General features: G+C 42.2%; 23 protein-coding genes. All 23 read right to left on the reverse strand.

Annotated features, from left to right (window positions below):
* Nucleotides 1–268: 268 nt before the first annotated feature.
* Nucleotides 269–2,809, reverse strand: a complete 2,541-nt coding sequence (locus FOC72_RS05630) for a M1 family metallopeptidase (RefSeq protein ID WP_002895758.1) — start codon at nucleotides 2,807–2,809, stop codon at nucleotides 269–271.
* 168 nt (nucleotides 2,810–2,977) lie between these two features.
* Entirely contained in the window at nucleotides 2,978–3,304 is a 327-nt protein-coding gene (locus FOC72_RS05635; RefSeq protein ID WP_002895760.1) for a hypothetical protein, read from the reverse strand.
* A gap of 8 nt (nucleotides 3,305–3,312) precedes the next feature.
* Nucleotides 3,313–3,609, reverse strand: coding sequence for a hypothetical protein (locus FOC72_RS05640; RefSeq protein WP_002895761.1), 297 nt, complete (start codon nucleotides 3,607–3,609; stop codon nucleotides 3,313–3,315).
* A 10-nt stretch (nucleotides 3,610–3,619) separates the two neighbouring features.
* Nucleotides 3,620–4,963: a hypothetical protein gene (locus tag FOC72_RS05645; protein ID WP_002895762.1), complete on the reverse strand. Its 1,344-nt coding sequence runs from the start codon at nucleotides 4,961–4,963 to the stop codon at nucleotides 3,620–3,622.
* Entirely contained in the window at nucleotides 4,954–5,583 is a 630-nt protein-coding gene (locus FOC72_RS05650; protein WP_002895763.1) for a hypothetical protein, read from the reverse strand. Before FOC72_RS05650 ends, FOC72_RS05645 begins: the two co-directional genes overlap by 10 nt.
* Nucleotides 5,584–5,840: 257 nt before the next feature.
* Nucleotides 5,841–6,431, reverse strand: a complete 591-nt coding sequence (locus tag FOC72_RS05655; RefSeq protein WP_032914179.1) for a hypothetical protein — start codon at nucleotides 6,429–6,431, stop codon at nucleotides 5,841–5,843.
* 157 nt (nucleotides 6,432–6,588) lie between these two features.
* The gene (phoU, locus tag FOC72_RS05660) at nucleotides 6,589–7,242 is read right to left on the reverse strand and encodes a phosphate signaling complex protein PhoU (protein WP_002895767.1); all 654 of its coding nucleotides are present in this window, start codon (nucleotides 7,240–7,242) and stop codon (nucleotides 6,589–6,591) included.
* Between the two features lie 14 nt (nucleotides 7,243–7,256).
* Nucleotides 7,257–8,015, reverse strand: coding sequence for a phosphate ABC transporter ATP-binding protein PstB (gene pstB, locus FOC72_RS05665; protein ID WP_032913561.1), 759 nt, complete (start codon nucleotides 8,013–8,015; stop codon nucleotides 7,257–7,259).
* A gap of 75 nt (nucleotides 8,016–8,090) precedes the next feature.
* Complete coding sequence (gene pstB / locus FOC72_RS05670) at nucleotides 8,091–8,894, reverse strand: phosphate ABC transporter ATP-binding protein PstB (protein ID WP_002895769.1); 804 nt, start codon at nucleotides 8,892–8,894, stop codon at nucleotides 8,091–8,093.
* 10 nt (nucleotides 8,895–8,904) lie between these two features.
* Complete coding sequence (pstA, locus tag FOC72_RS05675; RefSeq protein WP_002895770.1) at nucleotides 8,905–9,789, reverse strand: phosphate ABC transporter permease PstA; 885 nt, start codon at nucleotides 9,787–9,789, stop codon at nucleotides 8,905–8,907.
* On the reverse strand, nucleotides 9,779–10,696 hold the full coding sequence (gene pstC / locus FOC72_RS05680; RefSeq protein ID WP_002895771.1) for a phosphate ABC transporter permease subunit PstC: 918 nt from the start codon (nucleotides 10,694–10,696) through the stop codon (nucleotides 9,779–9,781). Before pstC ends, pstA begins: the two co-directional genes overlap by 11 nt.
* Nucleotides 10,693–11,574, reverse strand: a complete 882-nt coding sequence (locus tag FOC72_RS05685; protein ID WP_002895773.1) for a phosphate ABC transporter substrate-binding protein PstS family protein — start codon at nucleotides 11,572–11,574, stop codon at nucleotides 10,693–10,695. The genes pstC and FOC72_RS05685 overlap by 4 nt, the downstream gene beginning before the upstream one ends.
* 131 nt (nucleotides 11,575–11,705) lie before the next feature.
* Nucleotides 11,706–13,010 (reverse strand): RsmF rRNA methyltransferase first C-terminal domain-containing protein, encoded by a 1,305-nt coding sequence (locus FOC72_RS05690; RefSeq protein ID WP_002895775.1) that lies wholly within the window; start codon nucleotides 13,008–13,010, stop codon nucleotides 11,706–11,708.
* The gene (locus FOC72_RS05695; protein ID WP_032914182.1) at nucleotides 13,011–13,781 is read right to left on the reverse strand and encodes an inositol monophosphatase family protein; all 771 of its coding nucleotides are present in this window, start codon (nucleotides 13,779–13,781) and stop codon (nucleotides 13,011–13,013) included.
* Nucleotides 13,771–14,049, reverse strand: a complete 279-nt coding sequence (locus FOC72_RS05700; protein WP_002895777.1) for a UPF0223 family protein — start codon at nucleotides 14,047–14,049, stop codon at nucleotides 13,771–13,773. The genes FOC72_RS05695 and FOC72_RS05700 overlap by 11 nt, the downstream gene beginning before the upstream one ends.
* Before the next feature lie 2 nt (nucleotides 14,050–14,051).
* Nucleotides 14,052–14,453, reverse strand: a complete 402-nt coding sequence (locus tag FOC72_RS05705; RefSeq protein ID WP_002906786.1) for a Spx/MgsR family RNA polymerase-binding regulatory protein — start codon at nucleotides 14,451–14,453, stop codon at nucleotides 14,052–14,054.
* 111 nt (nucleotides 14,454–14,564) lie between these two features.
* A complete protein-coding gene (locus FOC72_RS05710; protein ID WP_302479836.1) occupies nucleotides 14,565–15,494 on the reverse strand; it encodes a bifunctional riboflavin kinase/FAD synthetase in 930 nt (309 codons plus the stop codon).
* Nucleotides 15,495–15,742: 248 nt separating this feature from the next.
* Complete coding sequence (gene truB, locus FOC72_RS05715) at nucleotides 15,743–16,621, reverse strand: tRNA pseudouridine(55) synthase TruB (RefSeq protein ID WP_002895782.1); 879 nt, start codon at nucleotides 16,619–16,621, stop codon at nucleotides 15,743–15,745.
* 177 nt (nucleotides 16,622–16,798) lie between these two features.
* On the reverse strand, nucleotides 16,799–17,596 hold the full coding sequence (locus FOC72_RS05720) for a hypothetical protein (RefSeq protein ID WP_002895783.1): 798 nt from the start codon (nucleotides 17,594–17,596) through the stop codon (nucleotides 16,799–16,801).
* The gene (locus FOC72_RS05725; protein WP_002895784.1) at nucleotides 17,577–18,014 is read right to left on the reverse strand and encodes a GNAT family N-acetyltransferase; all 438 of its coding nucleotides are present in this window, start codon (nucleotides 18,012–18,014) and stop codon (nucleotides 17,577–17,579) included. The genes FOC72_RS05720 and FOC72_RS05725 overlap by 20 nt, the downstream gene beginning before the upstream one ends.
* A complete protein-coding gene (locus FOC72_RS05730) occupies nucleotides 18,011–18,397 on the reverse strand; it encodes a hypothetical protein (RefSeq protein ID WP_002895785.1) in 387 nt (128 codons plus the stop codon). The genes FOC72_RS05725 and FOC72_RS05730 overlap by 4 nt, the downstream gene beginning before the upstream one ends.
* Before the next feature lie 5 nt (nucleotides 18,398–18,402).
* Nucleotides 18,403–19,671, reverse strand: a complete 1,269-nt coding sequence (locus FOC72_RS05735) for a DUF2130 domain-containing protein (protein ID WP_002895787.1) — start codon at nucleotides 19,669–19,671, stop codon at nucleotides 18,403–18,405.
* A gap of 198 nt (nucleotides 19,672–19,869) precedes the next feature.
* Complete coding sequence (locus FOC72_RS05740; protein ID WP_002895788.1) at nucleotides 19,870–20,844, reverse strand: hypothetical protein; 975 nt, start codon at nucleotides 20,842–20,844, stop codon at nucleotides 19,870–19,872.
* Nucleotides 20,845–20,882: the final 38 nt, after the last annotated feature.

Consider the following 20,882-nt stretch of genomic DNA (forward strand, 5'->3'; position numbering starts at 1 on the left):
CTCATTCTTTCAAGCAAGAAGCTAATGCAGCTTACAAGTCATCCCATGCACATCCTTTCACTAGAATAGCATTATCATATAGTTTTTTACTTAAACAGGACTGAATTTTTTCTTAAAAAAGGCTGAAAGATAGGAAAAATGGATATAAAGTTCTTTATTGTCATTCATAAAAAGCAATAAATTGAACTTTCATTTTCGAAATTTTATAAAACAAAAAGCCTGAGATAGGATAATATCTCAGACTTTCTTCTCAATTTAATTAAAACTATCAGATAGCAGCTCGAATTGCTTTTTCCACTGCTTCTTTCTCACGCTTCACCAATTCAACACGCGCAGCGATTTCCTTGATTCCCATGCTGATGTTTCGGCTAATCGCCATATCGTCCAACTGCGGCTCAAAGAAGGCTTTGTACTCTGCCAATCTCTTCTCTGTCTTGAAGACCACTGCTGGGCTAATGACAAAGCTATCAAAGCTCATGTCGCCACCTAGTGCTGCCTTGATCCAGTCCCAATTTTCACGCGCCCAAGTCCACACTGCTTCTTGAGTAAAATCTCGGCTGAGGAAACGGGCATACCAAGCTGACAAATCCTGCGGTTTAACAGTAAATTTATCCTTCCAAGTCGCTAACAGTTCATCCAAGGTTTCCTTGTTCTTCGTATAAGAAAGGGCTGTAGAAAGTGCATTTTTGAAGCTTCCGTCATTTGAAGCGACATATAAGTCCAGATAAAGCTTAGTCAGCTCCTTGCTTTCATGATGCTTGATTTGGTTGACCAATACCTGCAGACGAATAGCGGCAGGGAGTTTTTCCAAATTATCACGATAGCGGTCAAAAATCTGGCTAGCTTGAGCTTTAGCTGTCTCGTCGTCGGCCTTAATCATATTACCCACAATCAGTTGACGAACCATCTCATCCTCATCGCTTTCGCCTTCCTGTTTTTCAAAACCAAGACGGTCGAAATTGCTTTGACTAAGTACTTTCAGCAAGGCTTTGTAATCTTCTTCTGTCTGACTGCCTTCATCCACAAAGCGATTCAATCCTTCCAGCACTTGGGAAACAGCTGAAACCACCATATAAGAAGTTTCGTTTGCCAGCTTGCTGATAACTGGCAGCAGGTCCGCATAGGAAATCATACCTGACTCTGCCAGAAGTCGGCGCTCCTGCACGATTTGCAGTTTACTAATATTGTCCAAAGAGCTGAGATTATTCAGAAGAGCATCCAGCAACTCACCCTGATAATCTGAAATATAGTGGGCTGTATTCTCTGTATTGAGGCGCAGGGCTCCTTCATTTTGCGCTGCCAGGGCTGCATAATTAGGAATTTCCAGTCTTTCTGTCGTCAGAGTATCAGGAAGTCCTTGCCAGTTGCTATTGAGCGGTACTGGCCAGAGACGGCCCTTGTCTTCGTGCTCTCCAATGAAGAACTGCTTCTGGGTCAAAATCAAGCAGTCATTTTCAACCTTAGCAGTGACAACTGGATAACCCGGTTGTTCCAACCAAGCATCCATAAAGGCAGCTACATCACGGCCAGAAGCTTGAGAAAGAGCATCCCAAAGGTCACGACCGATGGTATGTCCATACTGATGCTTCTCAAAGTAGGCGCCTAGCCCCTTACGGAAGGCATCGTCTCCCAGCCAACGACGCAGCATGTGCATAAGACGGCTACCCTTGGCATAGACAATCGCTCCATCAAAAAGAGTATTGATTTCATCAGGATGCTTGACCTCTACATGGACCGACTGAACGCCATCAGTCGCGTCACGCTTGAGGGCATAAGGGGCTCCACTGGTCTGGAAATCTTCAAAAATCTTCCAGCTAGGCTCAATTGCATCAACTGAAACATACTCCATCATATTGGCAAAGCTTTCATTGAGCCAGAGGTCATCCCACCACTTCATGGTCACTAGATTTCCGAACCATTGGTGGGCTAGTTCGTGCGCAACAACCAAGGCAACTGTCTGGCGGCTTAGGGCTGTTGAATTTTCATCTACCAGCAGATAAATTTCCCGATAGGTTACCAAGCCCCAGTTTTCCATAGCCCCAGCAGAAAAGTCAGGCAGGGCCACATGGAGGGACTGAGGAATAGGGTACTTGACTCCGTAGTATTCCTCGTAAAATTCAATACAGCGAACCGCAATGTCCAAAGCAAACTCAAGATTGCTCTCTGGGTGGGCCTTGGTCGCATAAACTCCTACCAAAGTTCCATTCTTGGTTTTAGCAGTAATTCCTTGCATATCACCTGCAGCAAAAGCCAAGAGATAGGAAGACATACGTGGAGTCGTTTCAAACTTCCAAACGCCAGTCGCTTTGCGGTTTTCAACATCAATTTCTGGCATATTAGACAGAGCCAACTCACCCTCTGCTTGGTCAAATTTCAAAGCCAAATCAAAAGTTGCCTTAGCCTCTGGCTCATCCACACTCGGAAAGGCTTCGCGGGCAAAATGGCTCTCAAACTGCGTAGAAATAATCTCTTTTTTCACACCATCTACCGTGTAGTAAGATGGGTAAATCCCCGTCATATTGTCCGTAATCTTACCAGTATAAGTTATTGTCACCACTACAGACCCAGCTGCTTCCAGCTCGATATAAAGAGCTTCATTGTCCTTATCAAGTGTGAAAGGGCGAGCTTGGCCAGCAACCTCTACAGCTTCAACTGTCAAATCTTTTTGATGTAGGGAAATCTTACTCGTCTTAGCTTCCCCAGTAATGGTCACCTTGCCTGAAAAAGTCTTGTCAGCACGATTCAGATCCAAAAAGAGATCATAGTGCTCAGGAACAAATGTTTCAATAAAATGTTTAACTGCTTGCATCAGCTTCTCCTCATCTAACGAACATCATGGCAAGATTACTCCGCCATACTTGTCCGCTTATAATCTGTTATTATTGTATCATATTTAGAAGATTTCGTTGCAGAATAAATGTAAACAAAAAGACAGGGGAATAACCTATCTATGTAGTTTATGAAAATGGAAGAAAGGTCAAGAGTTCTTCTTTTCTTTCTCAAGTTCCTCTAATTTTTTATTATAGATTCGATTTTCTTCGTGATAAGTTTTGTTTAGCCGTTCTTCATAACGCTGAATTTTTCTCTCAAAAATTTCTCTATTTTCTTCTATTTGTCTTAATTCATATGAGGGCACGGTATCAGGACTATTACGACAAAAAGATACTATCCATTCGCTCAATCGCTCTGAAACATTTTTAGCCTCTCGTCTCATATCTTGGTAATCCCATTCATACTCACTAACTTTCTTTCGAAAAGCTATGTGATCGTCATCAAGACGATCAATCTTTTTCTGAATATCCATAAAGCCTCCTATAAGATAGGGCTGGTCAAACTAGGCTTAGGAACAGCGCCTAGTACCTCCTTGATTGAATCTGCTGCTCCACCTGTGAAAGCTCCAGATAAGTCAGCAGGTACTTGAGTAGAGGCAAAAGTTTTCATAGTATCTGCTTGACTATCTAGCCAACTCTGCAAAGCTTGACTTTCTTCAAGAAGGACAGCTATTTTAGCTGAAATTAAACCACGAATAGCTATGCGTTCCTGAATCTTTAAATATTCTTTTTTTATACGTTCGGCTTCAGCTCGATCTTCTGTATTTGGTTCAATCATGCTCTTCCTCCTAGCTTTTCTCGAAAATCTGGGCGCCTTTTTGATCAATCGCTACGATATTATCAGCGGCCTTGTTTAAATTACCAGCGATTTCCGTCATTTTAGTCGTATATGCACTTGCTGAGGCGAGAGTAGAGGCTTCTGTTCCGCCATTCCAAGCTTTGGATAAGGTCAGTTCAGACAAGAGATCTTCTACTTCTCCAGATGAAAGTTTGTGAGCTAATGTAAAAGATGCGTTTCTTAGTTCTGAGATGTGCGCCTCAACTTTTGATTTTGCACTTGCTAACTTATCTTTAATCTCTTGCTCAAACTGCTCAGCTTGAAGCTGAGCAGTTTGAGCACTTGTACGAACGAGTTCCTCTCTTAAACTAATTGTTTTGTCGCCAGAACTGGTTCTTAATGAGGCATGCAATTCATCAATGTATTCTCTATTTATAGCGATTAAATCCTGCTTAGAAGGCTCAGGAGCGAAGTCTCCATATTCCTTTAAATACTCAAGGACATAATGATCAGGATTTTTTTTTGCATAGTCTAATCCATAATTTGCGGTTGCGGCATTTATTTCGTACATTTTTGCTTTAAGTTTTGCAATCTTTTTGACTTGCTTTTCGGTCATGCCAGAGCAGAAAAGACCATTTTTTTCATACCATTCAAAATCTGGCCTATTACCTTTAATCTTTGGTAACCCAGCATTATGATGTTTTCCCTCTACAGTAAATACTTTTCCATACGGAATGATCCCTCCATGACCATCCCAACTTGTTAAATCTTTCCCTTGATCACTGTATGAATGTAAGTGTTTATTAATATATGCTAATTCTTCATCACTAATACCTCTATAGTCGGCTGTATTTTTTGTCAACGAATTCCACGCACCCCAGTCCATGAAATTTGTAATCTTTTGGACTTTCATTTCCGCAGCTACTTTAGCAACTGCTGGTCCCGCTTGACTAAATCCCGACATATTACTGATATCAACTTCTTGTCCTTTGCCAGCCATTTTTTTAGCACTAGCTAATGATTGATTATAAAATTCTCGAACGTCCTTTGTCTGTTCTGTTAATTGATTTCTTGCCAGTACCGCATTAAATCCAGATTCTATAACATGGTTATTATTTTCGTTATTAGGTGATTGAGTACCAGCAACAACAATAGTAGTTTGACTGAAATCTGGATTCCCTTCCTTATCAAGAGGCGCAACAGCAATAGCTTGGGTGGTTTCATTGATTTCGTTGATTAACCTATACTTATAATTAGTTCTGGGGATTGTATAGTCTTTTCCAGCATCGCTTTCTTTTATTATATCAAGCACATTGACTTGTAGCTCTTGTATTTTTTCATCTGTCAACGCCATTCCAAATGGTCTCCTTTCCTAATTTCTGTATTATAGAGAATTTCCGCTTTTTGACTACCTTTTTCACTTTTTACCACATCTTTTAGGTGACCAGCATTGACAAGCGCTTCAATATTTTCATCAATTTCTTTAACAGAATTAAGTTTTGCATTTTCAGGTAAACATTTACTATCAGATATATCAATAAATTCACTACCAACTCTTATTTCAATGATTTCTTCATCCCAGCCATTAAAATCGAGTCTAATACTACTAAAATCATCATAATGAGCAAATGTTTGATTTCCAATTTTTTTACCTAAATACGCCTTATCTCCATATTCATCATAAACTATAGGAACAATATTGGCATGAAACATATATCGTCCGTCACCTCCTCGAACTAGTATAGGTGAAAATTCTATTTTAGTGACTCCGGAATAGTGCTCTTTAATGTAAGTTGCCAGTTGTTCTTCCAACAAACGAAATCCTCGTTTGTAAAGTTTCACTCCTTTGTCGTCTAAAACATCACTAACATTATATGGAGAGTTTTTGTGTTCAATCCATTTTGTCATACAATATACTCCTCCTGAAATTAAAACTATAAGAACTGCAATGAGCGCAAATTTTTTTTTCTTCATTGTTTACCTACCTCACACCTTTATGAAAACGCTTTTATTTTTTAATTATAGTATATCATAATATTTCTAGTCATACCATTATTTCTGGTCTCATTCATTTTTTATAAAAGCGCTCTCAATTATCTGTTTATAATATCTGGAGTCTTTTACATAAAAAAGTTTTATTTCAAATCCTATAAATAACTTCGCTTTCATTCTTTACGTCTTTCTTAAGATCTAACTACATTCTTCGAACCTCTTGATCGGGCAAAGCCACATCATTCTTCCTCTTTACTTAGCTTAACATTGTAAATGATTTCAGCTTCTGGGCTTCCTTTTTCATCCTTAACAACATCCTTTAACTGACTGTCTTCAACCAATAAAGAAATATTTTCATCTGTACTTCTAGCCTTCGTGAGCTTTGCTTCGTCTGGCAAATGTTTTGCATTTGAAACATCAATGTCATTACCTTCTGAGTCCATTAATTCTATAACATCATTTCCTGAACCATCAAAATTAAGAATTATATGTGAGACGATACCAAAGCTACTTGGATACACATTATTAACTTTAGTGCCAAGAGTGGCTTTATTTCCATGCTTATCATAAATAGTTGGACGGATATAGACATTTGAGAAAGTTGACCCTTCCTCAGTAACGTAGATTGGGGAAAACTCAATCTTTTCAACCCCTGAGTAATGCTCTTTTATATAAGTTCCTAGTTGCTCTTCCAGAAGTCGAAAGCCATGCTGATAGAGCTTGGTTGTTTTGGGACTTAAGTTAGGTTTGGTTACTTTGTTGTATATATAGATTCCGCCTGATACCAAAACAAGAATAAGAGCAAGTGTCGTAAAAATTTTTTTCTTCATCATTTTCTCCTAAATTCTTCATTATGAAAATACATTACATTCTTTATATTCTTATAGTGTAACATAGTCGGACTCAAGTTCCAATGAAAAACAGGATACTTCAGCATAATCATGAATATACAAAAAAGACACGAAACAAATCGTACCTTTTTTATCATCACAACTCAATAATTTTACCTGTTTCAAAGTAAACAACCCATTCACAAATATTCTTGGCATAGTCGCCGATTCGTTCCAAGTAAGAGATAACTTGGAAGTAGTCACGGCCAGTCACAATCAGTTCTGGATTTTGTTTGATTTCCTCTGTAGCAAGATCGCGAATATCATCAAAGTATTGGTTGATTTTCTCATCCATAGCTGCTACGGCATAAGCTTGGTCTACGTTCCCATTGAGGTAGACGTTTAGGGTTTCTTCAACGAAATTCTTAACATCGCGCCCCATCTTGCTGATGGCATCTTCTACAGACTCGATGCGGACCTCTCCCTTCATCCGAACAGTGGCTTTGGCGATCGATACGGCGTGGTCACCCATGCGTTCCAAGTCACTGCTGGCTTTCAGCACGGTGATAACAGTCCGCAAGTCCTGAGATACAGGTTGCTGCAGGGCGATGATTTCCAGAGATTTTTTCTCCAGTTTCACTTCGTATTCATTGACTTCGGCATCGTCTTCAATGACCTGACGAGCCAGTTCACGGTCATGTGTGACAAAGGCACGAACCGTTCGGTTAATCTGCGATAGGACTTCGTTTCCCATCGCGTAGAATTGATTATGAAGTTTTTCTAAATCTTCTTCAAATTGTACTCTAAGCATAAGATTCCTTTCTGTTATCCGAATTTACCAGTAATGTAATCTTCGGTCTCTTTATGGGCTGGATTGAGGAACATCTTCTTGGTTTCATTAAATTCAATCAAGTCTCCACCAAGGAAGAAGCCTGTTTTTTCAGAAATCCGAGACGCCTGCTGCATGGAGCGAGTGACTAAAAGCATGGTATATTTGTCTTTCAAACTGTAGAGGGTTTCCTCGATTTTCCCAGCAGAGATTGGGTCCAAGGCTGATGTCGGCTCGTCCAAGAGAATGATCTTAGGGCTAGTAGCTAGCACGCGAGCAACACAAACCCGTTGCTGCTGACCACCGGAAAGACCGATAGCGGAATCATGCAGACGGTCCTTGAGCTCGTCCCAGATAGAAGCTCCAATCAGGGATCGTTCTACTGCTTCGTCCAAAACAGCCTTTTCCTTGACACCATTAATCCGAAGTCCATAGACCACATTTTCATAGATGGTCATAGGGAAAGGATTGGGCTGCTGGAAAACCATGCCGATTTCCTTGCGAAGCTCTACCGTATCTGTCCTCGGACCATAGATATTGTGACTGTTATAAATGACCGTTCCTGTAGTTGTTACTTCTGGATTCAGGTCGCCCATTCGGTTGATGGCCTTGAGCAAGGTTGACTTACCTGAGCCTGACGGTCCAATCAAAGCTGTAATCTCATTTGGCATGAAATCAAGTGAAACGCTATTAAGGGCTTTCTTTTTATTATAATAAACCGACAAGTCCTTGACTTGCAAAATAGGTTCTGTCATACGTTTTTCCTTCATTTTATTTTACATTCAAGCAAAGACTAAGCTTGTTGAATCGTGATGAATACGGACGGCAGCTTAACCAAAGTGACCTGAAACATAGTCATTAGTGGACTGAAGCTTGGCATTTTGGAAAATATTAGCCGTCTTATCGTACTCAATCAAGTCGCCCAGATAGAAGAATCCAGTGTAGTCACTAGCACGGGCAGCCTGCTGCATATTGTGGGTCACAATGATAATGGTATAGTTGTTCTTAAGTTCGAACATGGTTTCTTCCAGCTGCATGGTCGCAATCGGATCCAAGGCTGACGCTGGCTCATCCATGAGCAGAATGTTTGGTTTGACTGAGATAGCACGGGCAATACAGAGCCGCTGCTGCTGACCCCCAGAGAGGGTCAGGGCTGACTTGTGCAAGTCATCTTTGACCTGATCCCAAAGAGCTGCTTGCTTAAGCGAGGTCTCCACAATCTCATCCAAAACCTTTCTATCTCTGACACCAGCCCGTTCATGAGCAAAGGTGATATTTCGATAGATGGACTTGGCAAAAGGATTTGGCCGTTGGAAAACCATGCCGATATGCTTGCGCATTTCATAAACATTGATTTCAGGGCGATTGACATCAATCCCCTCATAGAGAATCTCTCCAGTCACATTGGCAATATCAATGGTATCGTTCATGCGGTTGAGGCTGCGAAGATAGGTTGATTTACCTGATCCAGAGGGGCCAATCAAAGCAGTGATTTTGTTTTTTTCAAACTGCATATCAATGCCCTTGATGGATTCCTTTTTACCGTAGTAAACATGCAAATCCTTGGTCGACAGGGCTACCTTTTCTTCAGGAAAAGTAATGATATGTTTTTCATTCCAATTATATTCTGTCATTTCTTCTCCTTTAAGCAGAGGTTAATTTCTTATGCAGATAGCTGCCCAGTTTGCGGGCTCCCAGATTGAAAATCAAAATGAAGATCAGGAGAACTGCTGCTGAACCAGCAGAAACAGCTGTTCCATCAGGAATTGTACCCTCACTGTTGACCTTCCAGATATGGACGGCCAAGGTCTCAGCCTGACGGAAGATAGAGATAGGACTGGTGACGCTGAAAATATTCCAATTTGACCAGTCAAGAGCTGGAGCTGACTGACCTGCTGTATAAATCAAGGCTGCTGCTTCACCAAAGATACGACCGGAAGCCAGTACAATCCCTGTCACAATACTAGGCAAAGCTTCCGGAATGACCACATGCAAGACCGTTTCCCAGCGGGAAATTCCCAAGGCCAAACCAGCTTCACGTTGCGTATGGTGGACGTGGCGCAAGCTATCCTCAACATTCCGCGTCATCTGAGGCAGATTAAAGACTGTCAGAGCCAAGGCCCCAGAAATAATTGAGAAGCCATACTCAAACTGGACAACAAAGATCAAATAACCAAAGAGCCCAACTACTACCGAAGGCAGTGAAGACAGGATTTCAATACAGGTACGGACAAAGTTGGTCACTGGACCTTTCTTAGCATACTCTGACAGATAAACCCCAGCCCCCATAGAAAGAGGCACAGAGATAATCAGAGTAATCACCAGCAGGAAGAAGGAATTGTATAGCTGAATGCCAATACCACCGCCAGCTTGGTAAGAAGAGGATTTCCCTGTCAAGAAAGACCAGGAAACATGTGGCAGACCTCTAACTAAGATATAGAGGATAAGAGAGGCAAGGATGGCAACAATGATACTCGCTATTGTGTAGAGAACACCAGTCGCCAATTTATCTAATTTCTTAGCGTGCATAGTTTTTCTTACCTCTTTCTTTTGTAATTAGTTTAATCACACTGTTAAAGGCCAAGCTCATCATCAAGAGCACCAGGGCCAGAGACCAGAGAACGTTATTGTCCACAGTTCCCATAACGGTATTTCCAATTCCCATGGTCAAGACAGAGGTCAGTGTAGCTGCTGGTGTTGTCAGAGAAGTTGGAATCACCGCAGAGTTACCAACGACCATCTGGATAGCTAGGGCTTCACCGAAGGCACGCGCCATTCCAAAGACCACAGCTGTAAAAATACCTGAGCGAGCAGCCTTGAGTGTTACCCGCCAAATGGTCTGCCAGCGCGTTGCGCCCATAGCCAGACTTGCTTCACGGTAATGACGTGGCACAGCACGCAGACTGTCCGTTGTCATAAAGGTTACTGTCGGCAAAATCATGACAAAGAGCACAAAAATACCAGACAAAATCCCAAAACCAGTCCCGCCAAAGACTGTACGGACAAAAGGCACCACGATTTGCAGACCGATAAATCCATAAACAACAGACGGAATACCAACTAAAAGCTCAATCGCCGGTTGAAGTATTTTCGCTCCTTTTGGAGAAACCTCTGTCATAAAGACAGCTGCACCAATCGCAAAGGGAGTTGCTATCAGAGCTGACAGAATGGTAACGATAAAGGAGCCTAAAATCATTGGCAGGGCACCGAATTCCTTACCAGAAGGATTCCAGACGCCACCAAAAAGAAAATCAAAAACATTAACGCCGTTGACAAAGAAAGTAGATAGACCCTTCTGAGCAACGAAGATTAGAATCATAGCCACAATCACCACAATCAGTGACAGACAGGCAAAAGTCAGATAGCGGCCAAACTTCTCCAAGCGAGAATTCTTAGAAGGCGATAACAACTTTTTGGTTAATTCCTCATTTTTCATTTTGAATCTCCTTCTATTGCTGTGACATTCCCATCAGCATCCTTGCTGACTTTCATATCGTTGATTGAGATATAGCCCATGCTAGTAACAACGCCTTTTTGAACATCGTCTGACAGCATATAGTCCAGAAACTCAGCAGCCAGACCAGTCGGCTTGCCTAGTGTATACATATGCTCATAAGACCAGAGCGACCAGTTATTGGTAGCAACATTTTCTGCTGTTGGCTCGTAGTTATTAAGTTTCAAGGTTTTTACAGACTCGTCAACATAGGCAAAGGCTAGGTAAGAAATCGCACCAGGAGTTTGCGAAACGATATTTTTTACCATACCGTTGGAATCCTGCTCTTGACTCTGCACAGCTGATTTCCCCTCCATAATGACACTGTCAAAGGTTGCGCGGGATCCAGAGCTAGCCGCACGATTGATAATCGAAATCTCCAAGTCTTTACCGCCCAGCTCTTTCCAGTTGGTGATTTCACCAGTGAAAATTTTCTGCAGCTGCTCAGACGTTAGATTATCCACATCAACTTCTTTATTGACAATCACCGCAATACCAGCCACAGCGACCTTATGGTCCACCAAGTCAGATGCCTTAATCCCTTCCTTCTCTTCAGCAAAAACATCAGAGTTCCCGATTTCAACAGCTCCTGATTGCACTTGAGAAAGACCTGTACCAGATCCGCCACCCTGCACATTGACCGTTTTACCGATGTTGTTAGAGCCAAAGTCATCAGCTGCTGCTTCAACTAAAGGCTGCAGGGCAGTTGAGCCTACCGCTGTCATAGATTCACCACGGTCAATCCAAGATGAGCAAGCTGATAAGGTGAGTCCTAAGCCCAGAGCTGTCAGCGCTAAAGCAAATTTTTTCAATTTGTTCAAAAGATTTCTCCTTTAATAAAATCAAGAGGATGGGAAGTATCTTGAGTATTTCTTACTTAGCAGAAAGAAGCTTTTTTTCAATACATTCACATCTTCAACTATATCATATAATACCAGCTTTTCCTAATATTTTATCTAAATCTCAGGCCTTTTGGAAAATAATTTTTCAGGGTTTTTCCAGTGACTTTTGCAAAGCCCAGACCGTTCCTGCCAAGGACCAGCTGGTACCAGCCGTTCGGCTGCGGTTCTGCCAGTTCAATCGTCTCTCCTGCCGCATATTTCTTGAAGTCCTGATTATTGATTTCAACTCGATTCAGAACCTCGCTGGGCTTCATAGCCAAGCCTAGGGCAAAGCTAGGCTCAAAGCGATTTTTCTTAAACATTCCTAGATGCAAACCGTTACGCGCAATCTTAATCTTGGACAGGTCTGGCAGGCCAGCAGGCAACAAATAAAGATTGTCCCCAAAGGTCTGCAGTTCTCCAGTCAAGACCGTTTTTAGATGCTTGCTCTCAAAGTCCTGCCATAGCTTTCTTTGCTCACTCGTCAAGCGATTCTTAGCTGATTTAATCTTCTTACTATTATTCTCACCAGTAAAACGAAAGTGGGCTGCAAACTGACCTTCACCTTTGAAGCGATGCGGATACATCCGAGCCGTCTCAGGAAAGCCAATTCCTTCAGTCATCCCGTTTATCTTAGGAATATCAATCAGTTCAAGAGGGAATTCTTCCAGTAACCAAGCAACGATGTCTTCATTTTCTTCAGGAGCCCAAGTACAGGTCGAATAAACCAGACGACCGTCCTTGGCAAGCATGCTCATAGCAGCTGTTAAAATCTCTCGCTGGAGCTGGGCGCATTGAGCTGGATAATCTGGAGTCCAATACTGGGTAGCATCTGGCTGCTTGCGAAACATGCCCTCCCCCGAACAAGGGGCATCCAGCACAATCAAATCAAAATAGCCCTCGAAAACCTGAGCCAACCGCTCAGCAGATTCATTGGTAACAAGCACATTTCTAGCACCAAAGCGCTCAATGTTCTCCACTAAGATTTTAGAGCGTTTACTATTGATTTCATTGGAGACAAGCAGGCCCGTATTATCTAAAAAAGATAAAAGATGAGTTGACTTGCCACCTGGTGCTGCCGCCAAATCTAAGACTTTCATCTCCTTAGATGGCGCTGCTATCTGAGCCACCATCTGAGCTGCTGGCTCCTGCGAATAAACCAGACCAGTCACATGCTCAGCAGACTTGCCAGACACCTTACCATAAAAGCCCCAGTCTGTCTGAGGAATAGCATCTGAGAAATTCTGCTGGCCTTCTTTTAGAGGATTGCTACGAAAGGACGAAATCGGCTCCTCGTCAAAGGTCGCAAAAAAGTCCGCCGCTTCCTCGCCTAAAATCTGCTCATATTTTTCTTCAAAACCTTTAGGAAAGTCCATCTACTGCTTCCCCTTTTCTAAATAAGGCTTCAGAGCTGATAGTTTGCATTTAGGTGCCATCATGACAGGCTGCCGAGTCTGGAAATTTAGCTGACTGCCATCCAAGGTCTGGACGACAAAGCCCAACTTCTCCGCCATAATCGAAGCCGCCGCATAATCCCAAGGCCAGTTGTAGGAAAAATAAGCCAAGAGACCGCCTGACAGCACCTTGCTAAAGCTAATCCCAGCACTGCCATAAACACGAACCCCTAAACACTCCTGGGCCAAGTCTGCCAAGCCCCAATCATTGGCTTGCAGCATACCGGCATTAGAAGCCATGAGAAAGTCTTGAAAAGGCCGGTCCTCAAAAGCAGGAAGTTTCCGGTCGTTACAATAGACATCAAAGTCTCCGCCACCATGATAGAGCTGATCTCTGGTCACGTCATAAATCAGGCCAAAACGGCCAATGCCCTCTTCAAAATAGGCAATCATGACTGCAAAATCAGCTTTCTGAGTGATAAAGTTGGTGGTCCCATCGATCGGATCAATCACCCAGACATTGCCATCAGCAATATTATGTCGGAGTCCATTTTCCTCCGCTAAAATAGCATCCTGGGGATAGCGGGCTAGAATCTTAGCCACCAAGTCATCCTGAACCTTCCGGTCCATCTGGGTGACCAAGTCGGTAGCACTGGTCTTTTGACTCACATCCAAATCATCATAGAGATGTTCTCTCAAAAAAGCACCAGCTTGGTAGATGATTTCTTTAGCAAAATGAAATTTATTTTCCAAGAGAAATGCTTCCTTTACCTTTACTTTTTGCCTCTTGAACAGCACGATAAAGCGAATAACCGCTGACGTTTTCGAACTCACGGTCGATTCGCTTCTCTTGGCCCTTGCTAGGAACAACTTGCTTGAAAGCCGCATAGGACTTCAAGAGCTTGTCCGCTTGGACTTTCTGTTCATAGGCTGCTTCTACATCATTAAAAAAAGAGAGCACCGAAGCAAGCTCTTCAGTGCTCCACGATAAATCTAGTGGGTAACTATAATTTTTGTTCATCTTTACTGAATATCTGCCCGCATAGTTGCGGATCTTAACTCTTCCTTACGATAACTCCGAGGCAGGAATGCACGAATTTCATCCTCGTTAAAGCCGATTTGCATCCTTTTGCCGTCTAAAATAATTGGGCGTCGCAAAAGACTGGGATTTTCCTCAATCAACTGAATCAAGGTTGAAATGGACAAATCCTCCACATCCAAATCTAATTTCTGAAAAATTTTTGAGCGAGTTGAAATAATGTCGTCTGTACCGTTCTCTGTCAGAGAAAGAATGTGTTGCAATTCGGGAGCTGACAGAGGGCTCGTCATGATATTATGTTCCTGAAAGGGCACTTCATGATTTAGCAGCCAAGCACGCGCCTTACGGCAAGAAGTACAACTCGGCGATAAAAATAATGTAATCATGCGTTTCTCTTCTAATTCTGTATAATAACTACCTCTATTATACTAAATTTTATTTGGCTTGACTATATTTTTTTGAAAATTACTGCCGAATGTCATGAAAATATAAATTTTTCAACTATTTCGATAAGCAGTCCAACTTCTAGCGATCCGTTCATCACTCTGCAGCTGAGCAATCAAGCTGTCAATACCATCAAACTTAACCATCTCGCGAATCTTATGCAGCCAGAAAATCCGAATGGTATCACCATAGATATCCTGAGAAAAATCAAATATATTAACCTCAAAACGAAGTTCATCCCCGTCAAAAGTTACATTTTTCCCAACACTAGCCATACCACGATAGCGCTGACCATTGTGCTCAACATCCGCGACATAGACGCCATCTCCTGGGAGAAGGACTCGATCCAAAGGAGCTAGATTGGCTGTTGGATAGCCAATCGTCCGTCCTCTGGCATTTCCATGAACCACAATGCCACGCGTAGATAGAGGATAGCCTAGCAATTCTTGAGTTTTTAGCATATCTCCGACAGCAATCGTCTCCCGAATCCGAGTGGAAGAAATCTTCCGATTATCCAGATTAACCGAGGGAACGATAACAATCTTACCGTTAAAATAATCTCTTAGCTCATGTGACTCTTTGCGGTCTGAGCCAAAATGATAGTCAAAGCCAGCCACCACAGCCTTGGCGCGCAGACGAGATACGTACTTCTCAAAAAAGTCTCGGGCTGTATTGCCTGCAAAATGGCTAGTAAAGTCAATCAGGTAAAGATAGTCAACACCTAGATTTTCCAGCTGCGCCATCCGGTCTTCAGGACTAGCTAGATGCAGCATGAGCTCAGGCTGATAGCGGACAAAGGCCAGCTTAGGAGACTCTGGGAAGGTTAGTACTGCAATCTTGAGACCTTGCTCCGTTGCAATCTCTCTCGCTTTCTCAAAGAGTGCCTGATGGCCCTTATGCAGCCCATCGAAATAGCCTAGAACAAGGACCGTATCTTCTGTCTGATCAATCCCTTTTTCATCTATAATTCTCTTGGTTATCATCATTCCTCTATTTTACTACGCATTTGGGATTTTTACAATATACCTACCGTGTGAAAACGCAAAATAAGCAAAAAGATTTTTACTGCTCTAGTCAGATTGTTTGTCAAAATCTGAAAAAAGCAAAACAAAAGGACAGCAGTTGTGCAGTTGCTGTCCTTTTGTGAGGTTTAATAAAATTATTATAACATGCAAGCGCACATTTCATATTACAAAAGAGTAACAATCTTTTGACAATTCTACTGCGGATATTAAAGGAAGACTTTGCGGGGCTTGTAGGCTGCTTCCCGCTTTTCCAAAATAGCTATTAACTTCTCCTCATAAAAGCCAGCTAGCTCAGCTTCTTCTGACACCAAGTTGATAAAACGGCCATTTCTCACATCCTCAACCTGCTCGTCAGAGAGCTCAACTTTCACTAAATCTCCGATTCCTAACTCGAGTGGTTGGAGAAAGGAGAAATCATCTACTGCTACTCGCTCTGCTATTTCATCCAAGGTCAAGGCATCATCTAAGCTCATACCTGCTGAGGAAGTCCGTGTCAGCTGGGACATGTGACTGGCAAAGCCAAGCTTGGTTCCCAAATCAACAGACAGGGTTCGGACATAGGTCCCCTTGCTACACTTGACTCGAAAACGAAAGCGGGCTTGTTCACCTTCATAGGAAATCGGACTGGTACGCTCGAAACTATAGATGGTCACCTGCCGCTCTGGCCGCTCCACTTCTTGACCCGCTCTTGCATACTCATAAAGCTTGCGGCCATTGACCTTGACTGCTGAATACATGGGTGGAATCTGGCGAATCTCACCAGTCATAGACTCCATCACTTCATCGATAAGGGCTTCTTCTAAAAGCTCTGTCACTGGCGTCCGCTCTAAGATGTCTCCGCTGGCATCCTCTGTCGTCGTTGAGCAGCCTAGAGTAATCTCCCCCTCGTAGACCTTGCCTTCCTCCTGCATAAACTCGACCAAGCGCGTCGCCTTGCCCACAGCAATCGGAAGCACCCCTACTACATCTGGATCCAAGGTTCCCCCATGACCGATTTTCTTGGTTTTTAAAATCTTGCGCAGCTTAAATACCGCATCATGCGAGGTCATGCCCGCTTCTTTTCTTAGGTTGATAATTCCGTTCATTGATTAACTTTCTAAAAATAGTAAAACTCTCTTTTGGAAATCCTTGTCTGCTCTTGCATCATATTCTTGAAAGGTCTGAGCCTGAATCAGCAGTCACTTTTTATTCTTGATTTTCTCCAAAAATTTCATCAGTTTATATGGATGTTAATGATTGACTTCAAAAACTTAACGAAACCGTCACACTTCTATCCGACTTTCAAAAATCTGATAAAGCTGTTCAAGGCGGTAGTCCTCAGTAGTCACCATTTCTTCCTCCGATAGGAGAACATTTTCCAATATTGGAAAAAAACCTTGAGCCAGTTCTCGACTGTTCAGCCAATCTGTCATCTGCTGGTTAAAGGCAGGATTATCCGAAAAAATATAGTCAAAGTGAGCATAATTCTTGGTGTAATAGTAGTAAATCTCCTCCAGAGCAAGTAGTGCCTTGATGGGATCAACTTCCTCCAGCCAAAGACTCCTATCTAGCAGATGGCTGGTTTCAAGGCCAGCCAGATCAAACATAACCAAATAAACCGCCACACCATCAGCTTGACTGGGTCTAAAATTAATCGTATCAAGGATAAACTGACGTGAGAAGCGCCGCATAAAATCTAACTCCTGTGGCTTCCAACTGTCACTTTCAAAGTGACACCGATCCAGATTAAGAGAATCATCGACTCTGATTTCAATGTAGTGAGCAATCATCTCTAAAATCCGAGGCAGAAAATGCCTGATTTGGTAGTCGTCATCACTCTTAGTAACCACCGCGTTGAGGTATTCATAGATTAACACCTCACTCAGTTCCCTGACAGGAATGGTTTGCAAAGCTCTGAGATTCTCCTCGGAGATGCAGACGGGGCAGGTACAAAGGGTCAGAGGAAAGTGTAAATCGCAACTAAACAGGGTGTAGGCCTCTTCTAAAAGGGCTTGCATAGCAGGGCTGAGGTCGGGCTCCTTCGGTATTTCCGGTCTAGTCTTAGCTTTTTTCTTTCCCATACTCATCCTCCTCTACGTTCATCGCAAAAGCTAGGCTAGTCTGACGAAAGCCATAATTTTGGGCATGCGCAGCCAACCGTTCATCATTGGCGCCGTCTTGACTAGCTATCTTCTTGACCTTGTCCATCAGAGATGTCGCAATTCCTTGCCGCCTAGCATTTCGACTGACCGCCAGAGATAAAATCCGATAGTAGAAAACTGTGGCCTCGAAAAAGTAAAGCTTAACATAGCCGATAAAGCCAAGAATCTGAGATTCTTTCTCAGCAACTAAACAACCGTAAGCTGGATTAGCAAGAACATCCCTGAGTCTACTTTGCAATTTATCTTCTTTTACTGAATAGCCTAATGCTTCATACAGGGGTGGCAGAACTTCTGTGTCTTCTTTCTGATATTCTTGAACAGTCAATTGATCTATCATTTTTCTATTTTTCTTTCAAAATACTGCTTATAAATAGTTACTGCTATCTGACGTCTTTTCTTAATAACTAAGTCAGTCGCCTCTTCATCGTCCATAAATCCAATCCCTGAAAAAACTAACAAACCTAGTCCAAGACAAGGTAAATCCTTAACAGATAAGGGCATCCCTTGAAAAAAGACTAAATAGCAAAGTAGTAAAAAATAAACTACATTAGCTAACAGTACTTGTTTGCCTAGTTCAATCCAAATTTCTTTACGTAATTCTGAAGAAGCAGCCTGCCATTGCTGATAAAAAGTTGCCTTCCCTTCTTGTGGCAGTCTTTCTATAATTCGATCAATCTCAGCAAATTTGGTTGATTGTATCCAACGGGTTGTTAAGTCCATTTTTCTCACTCTTTCAAAGCTTCAAACTTAGCTTTCATGGTAGGGTTTTTACGTGTCAATTTTTTGACAGAGACATCGTCCAGTTTGTTGTTTGCCAATCGTAGCTGGTTTTCAGAGGTTGTCAGGAATTTCTTGATTTCTTCCATCCGGCGGATGGCCTTATCAATCTCTTCGATGGCCTTGCCAAAGTTGGTTGATGCAGACTGATAGTTCTTGGCGAAAGCTACTTTAAAGGCATCCAAATCTTCCTCAAAATGCGTAATATCAATATTCTGCTCCCTCACCAAGGCCAGTTCCTGCTTGTACTGGAGCGAGTTAAGCGCAGCATTACGCAGGAGGGTAATCATAGGCAGGAAGAACTGAGGCCGGATAACATACATCTTCTCATAGGCATAGGACACATCGACAATACCCGAATTGTAGAGCTCGCTGTCAGCCTCCAGAAGCGTCACCAGAATAGCATACTCGCAGCCTTTCTCCCGCCGGTCCTTATCCAGCTCTTTGAAGAAATGCTCGTTTTTCTTCTTGGTCGCTGTCTCATCGCCTTCATTTTTCATCTCAAACATGATGGAGAGGATTTCTACACCATTTTCATCCACCTCACGGTAAATGTAGTCGCCCTTGCTGCCTGTTCTGGCATCATTGTCCTTGCCAAACTCCGCTCGTGGAAACATCCCCATGCGATTCTTGTTAAACTCGTACTCACAGTGCTGTTCCAAACTCTCACCAATCATCTTAGTAGACTGCTTGGCCTTGAAATCCTTATAGAACTCTATGGTCTCATCTTTCTGCCGCAGCTCTACCTCATAACGCTCTTTGAGCGAGGTCTGAGCCAGCGCTGCTTCCTTTTCTTGTAAGACTAGCTGGTTCTTAACCTCGTCTCGCTCTTTTTCCAGCGCAGACAAGGTCTTTTGCAGTTGATTTTCATGCTCCAAGCGCAGAGTTGTCAGCTGATTTTCCAGTTGCTGGACTTCCTTATCCTTCTCCTGCAATTGAAGACTAGCTGCCTGCTCCGCCTCTTTCTTTGCCAATTCCTGCTGGGTCTCAAACTGAGCAATTTGACTTTGAAGATTGCTAATTTCCTGCTCTTTCTGCGATAGCAGAGCTTGTTGGGCATTCTGGGATTTTTGCTCTGCTAAAGCCAGTTCCTGCTCAATCCGAGCATGAATTTCCTTGTCAAACTCTGCAGTCCGAACCTGCGACAAAAGCTCACTGTACTGGCTCTCATTAACAGTAAAAACCTCCCCACAGTTGGGGCATTTGATTTCGTTCATGGGGTACCTCTTTATTTAAAATTAAACATTTTATTCCTTGTTTTTTTCAAGCTGATAGATTATATCGCTATCATTTATTCTTTGTTATTCTTTTTTCAATATTCTCCCAAATTCACTAATCTACTTCTCACGACTATCAACTATTATACCATTCCTGCCAATAAATGAAAAACAGCAAGCCATTGGCTTGCTCGATTTTCACGGAATTAAAATGCTATGTCCATGATCCTCTGGGAGGTAATAAGATATGTCCCCTGCGCTGCTTCCTAGTCTACTCTTACTAAAAATGGAATATAGCTTTGAATCATTCTCAGAATCAATGACAAAACGTCCATTGTCAAAACTTATAGATGCAGACGCTGAAGAACCTTGAAAGATAGATTGTTCACTCTGAGAACGAACCACTCCTTTTATGGTTGCAACTTCTTCAGGGTATTTTTCAAAGGATATATCAAAACTAAGTTCTCTAGAAGAAGATGGAAAATAGGCTTGATATTCACTCAGACGAATACTTTGAATCTTTCCCAATGATTGTTCGAGTTCTGGAAGTTCCCTATACAGTTCTGATTGAATCGCTGATTTGAAATTTTCCTGATGTACTTGCAACCATTCATTAAAGAAACGAGTCGCCCTTTCTTTTTGAACCCGATACACGATATTCTCTCCTGAATCAGCAAGAGCATTCGAAAAATTATACAAGGCTTCCTTTGCCTCATCCTGCTCTCGCTTCCAATCCCAAGAAGAGTCTTCCGATATTTCAATCTCGCTCATATACCAGGTACTCATATCCTGACTTTTGTCTTTATAAGGGTTAGGATGGATAAAAGTAAAGGGTGCAATGCCAGCATCTGGAAAAGACAATTCCGCTCTTAATGATTGTTCTTTATTATCATTGACGTAGGCTGAAAAATAGATATGATAATTCCCACTCACGTCACCGCCATTGTCATACTCTCCGCTAGCAGAACCTGGCAAAAGTGTCACAGACTTTATACGTTTCTTTTCGAAATCCAAGTTTTCAATTATCTTTTTTTTGATAGAATCTTGATGCTCAAGAATAAACTTACCATCGTTACTATATTGAGGCTTAGTCAAAAATGGTAGATTTATAATAAGAATCGGAAGGGCAATAACAATGAAAAGAATAAAAATCCACTTTTTCGATTTAAACATAGGACCCCCTCTTATTTTAATTAACAAAGATAGTTTTA

Source organism: Streptococcus sanguinis (assembly GCF_013343115.1).
Lineage (GTDB): Bacteria > Bacillota > Bacilli > Lactobacillales > Streptococcaceae > Streptococcus > Streptococcus sanguinis_H.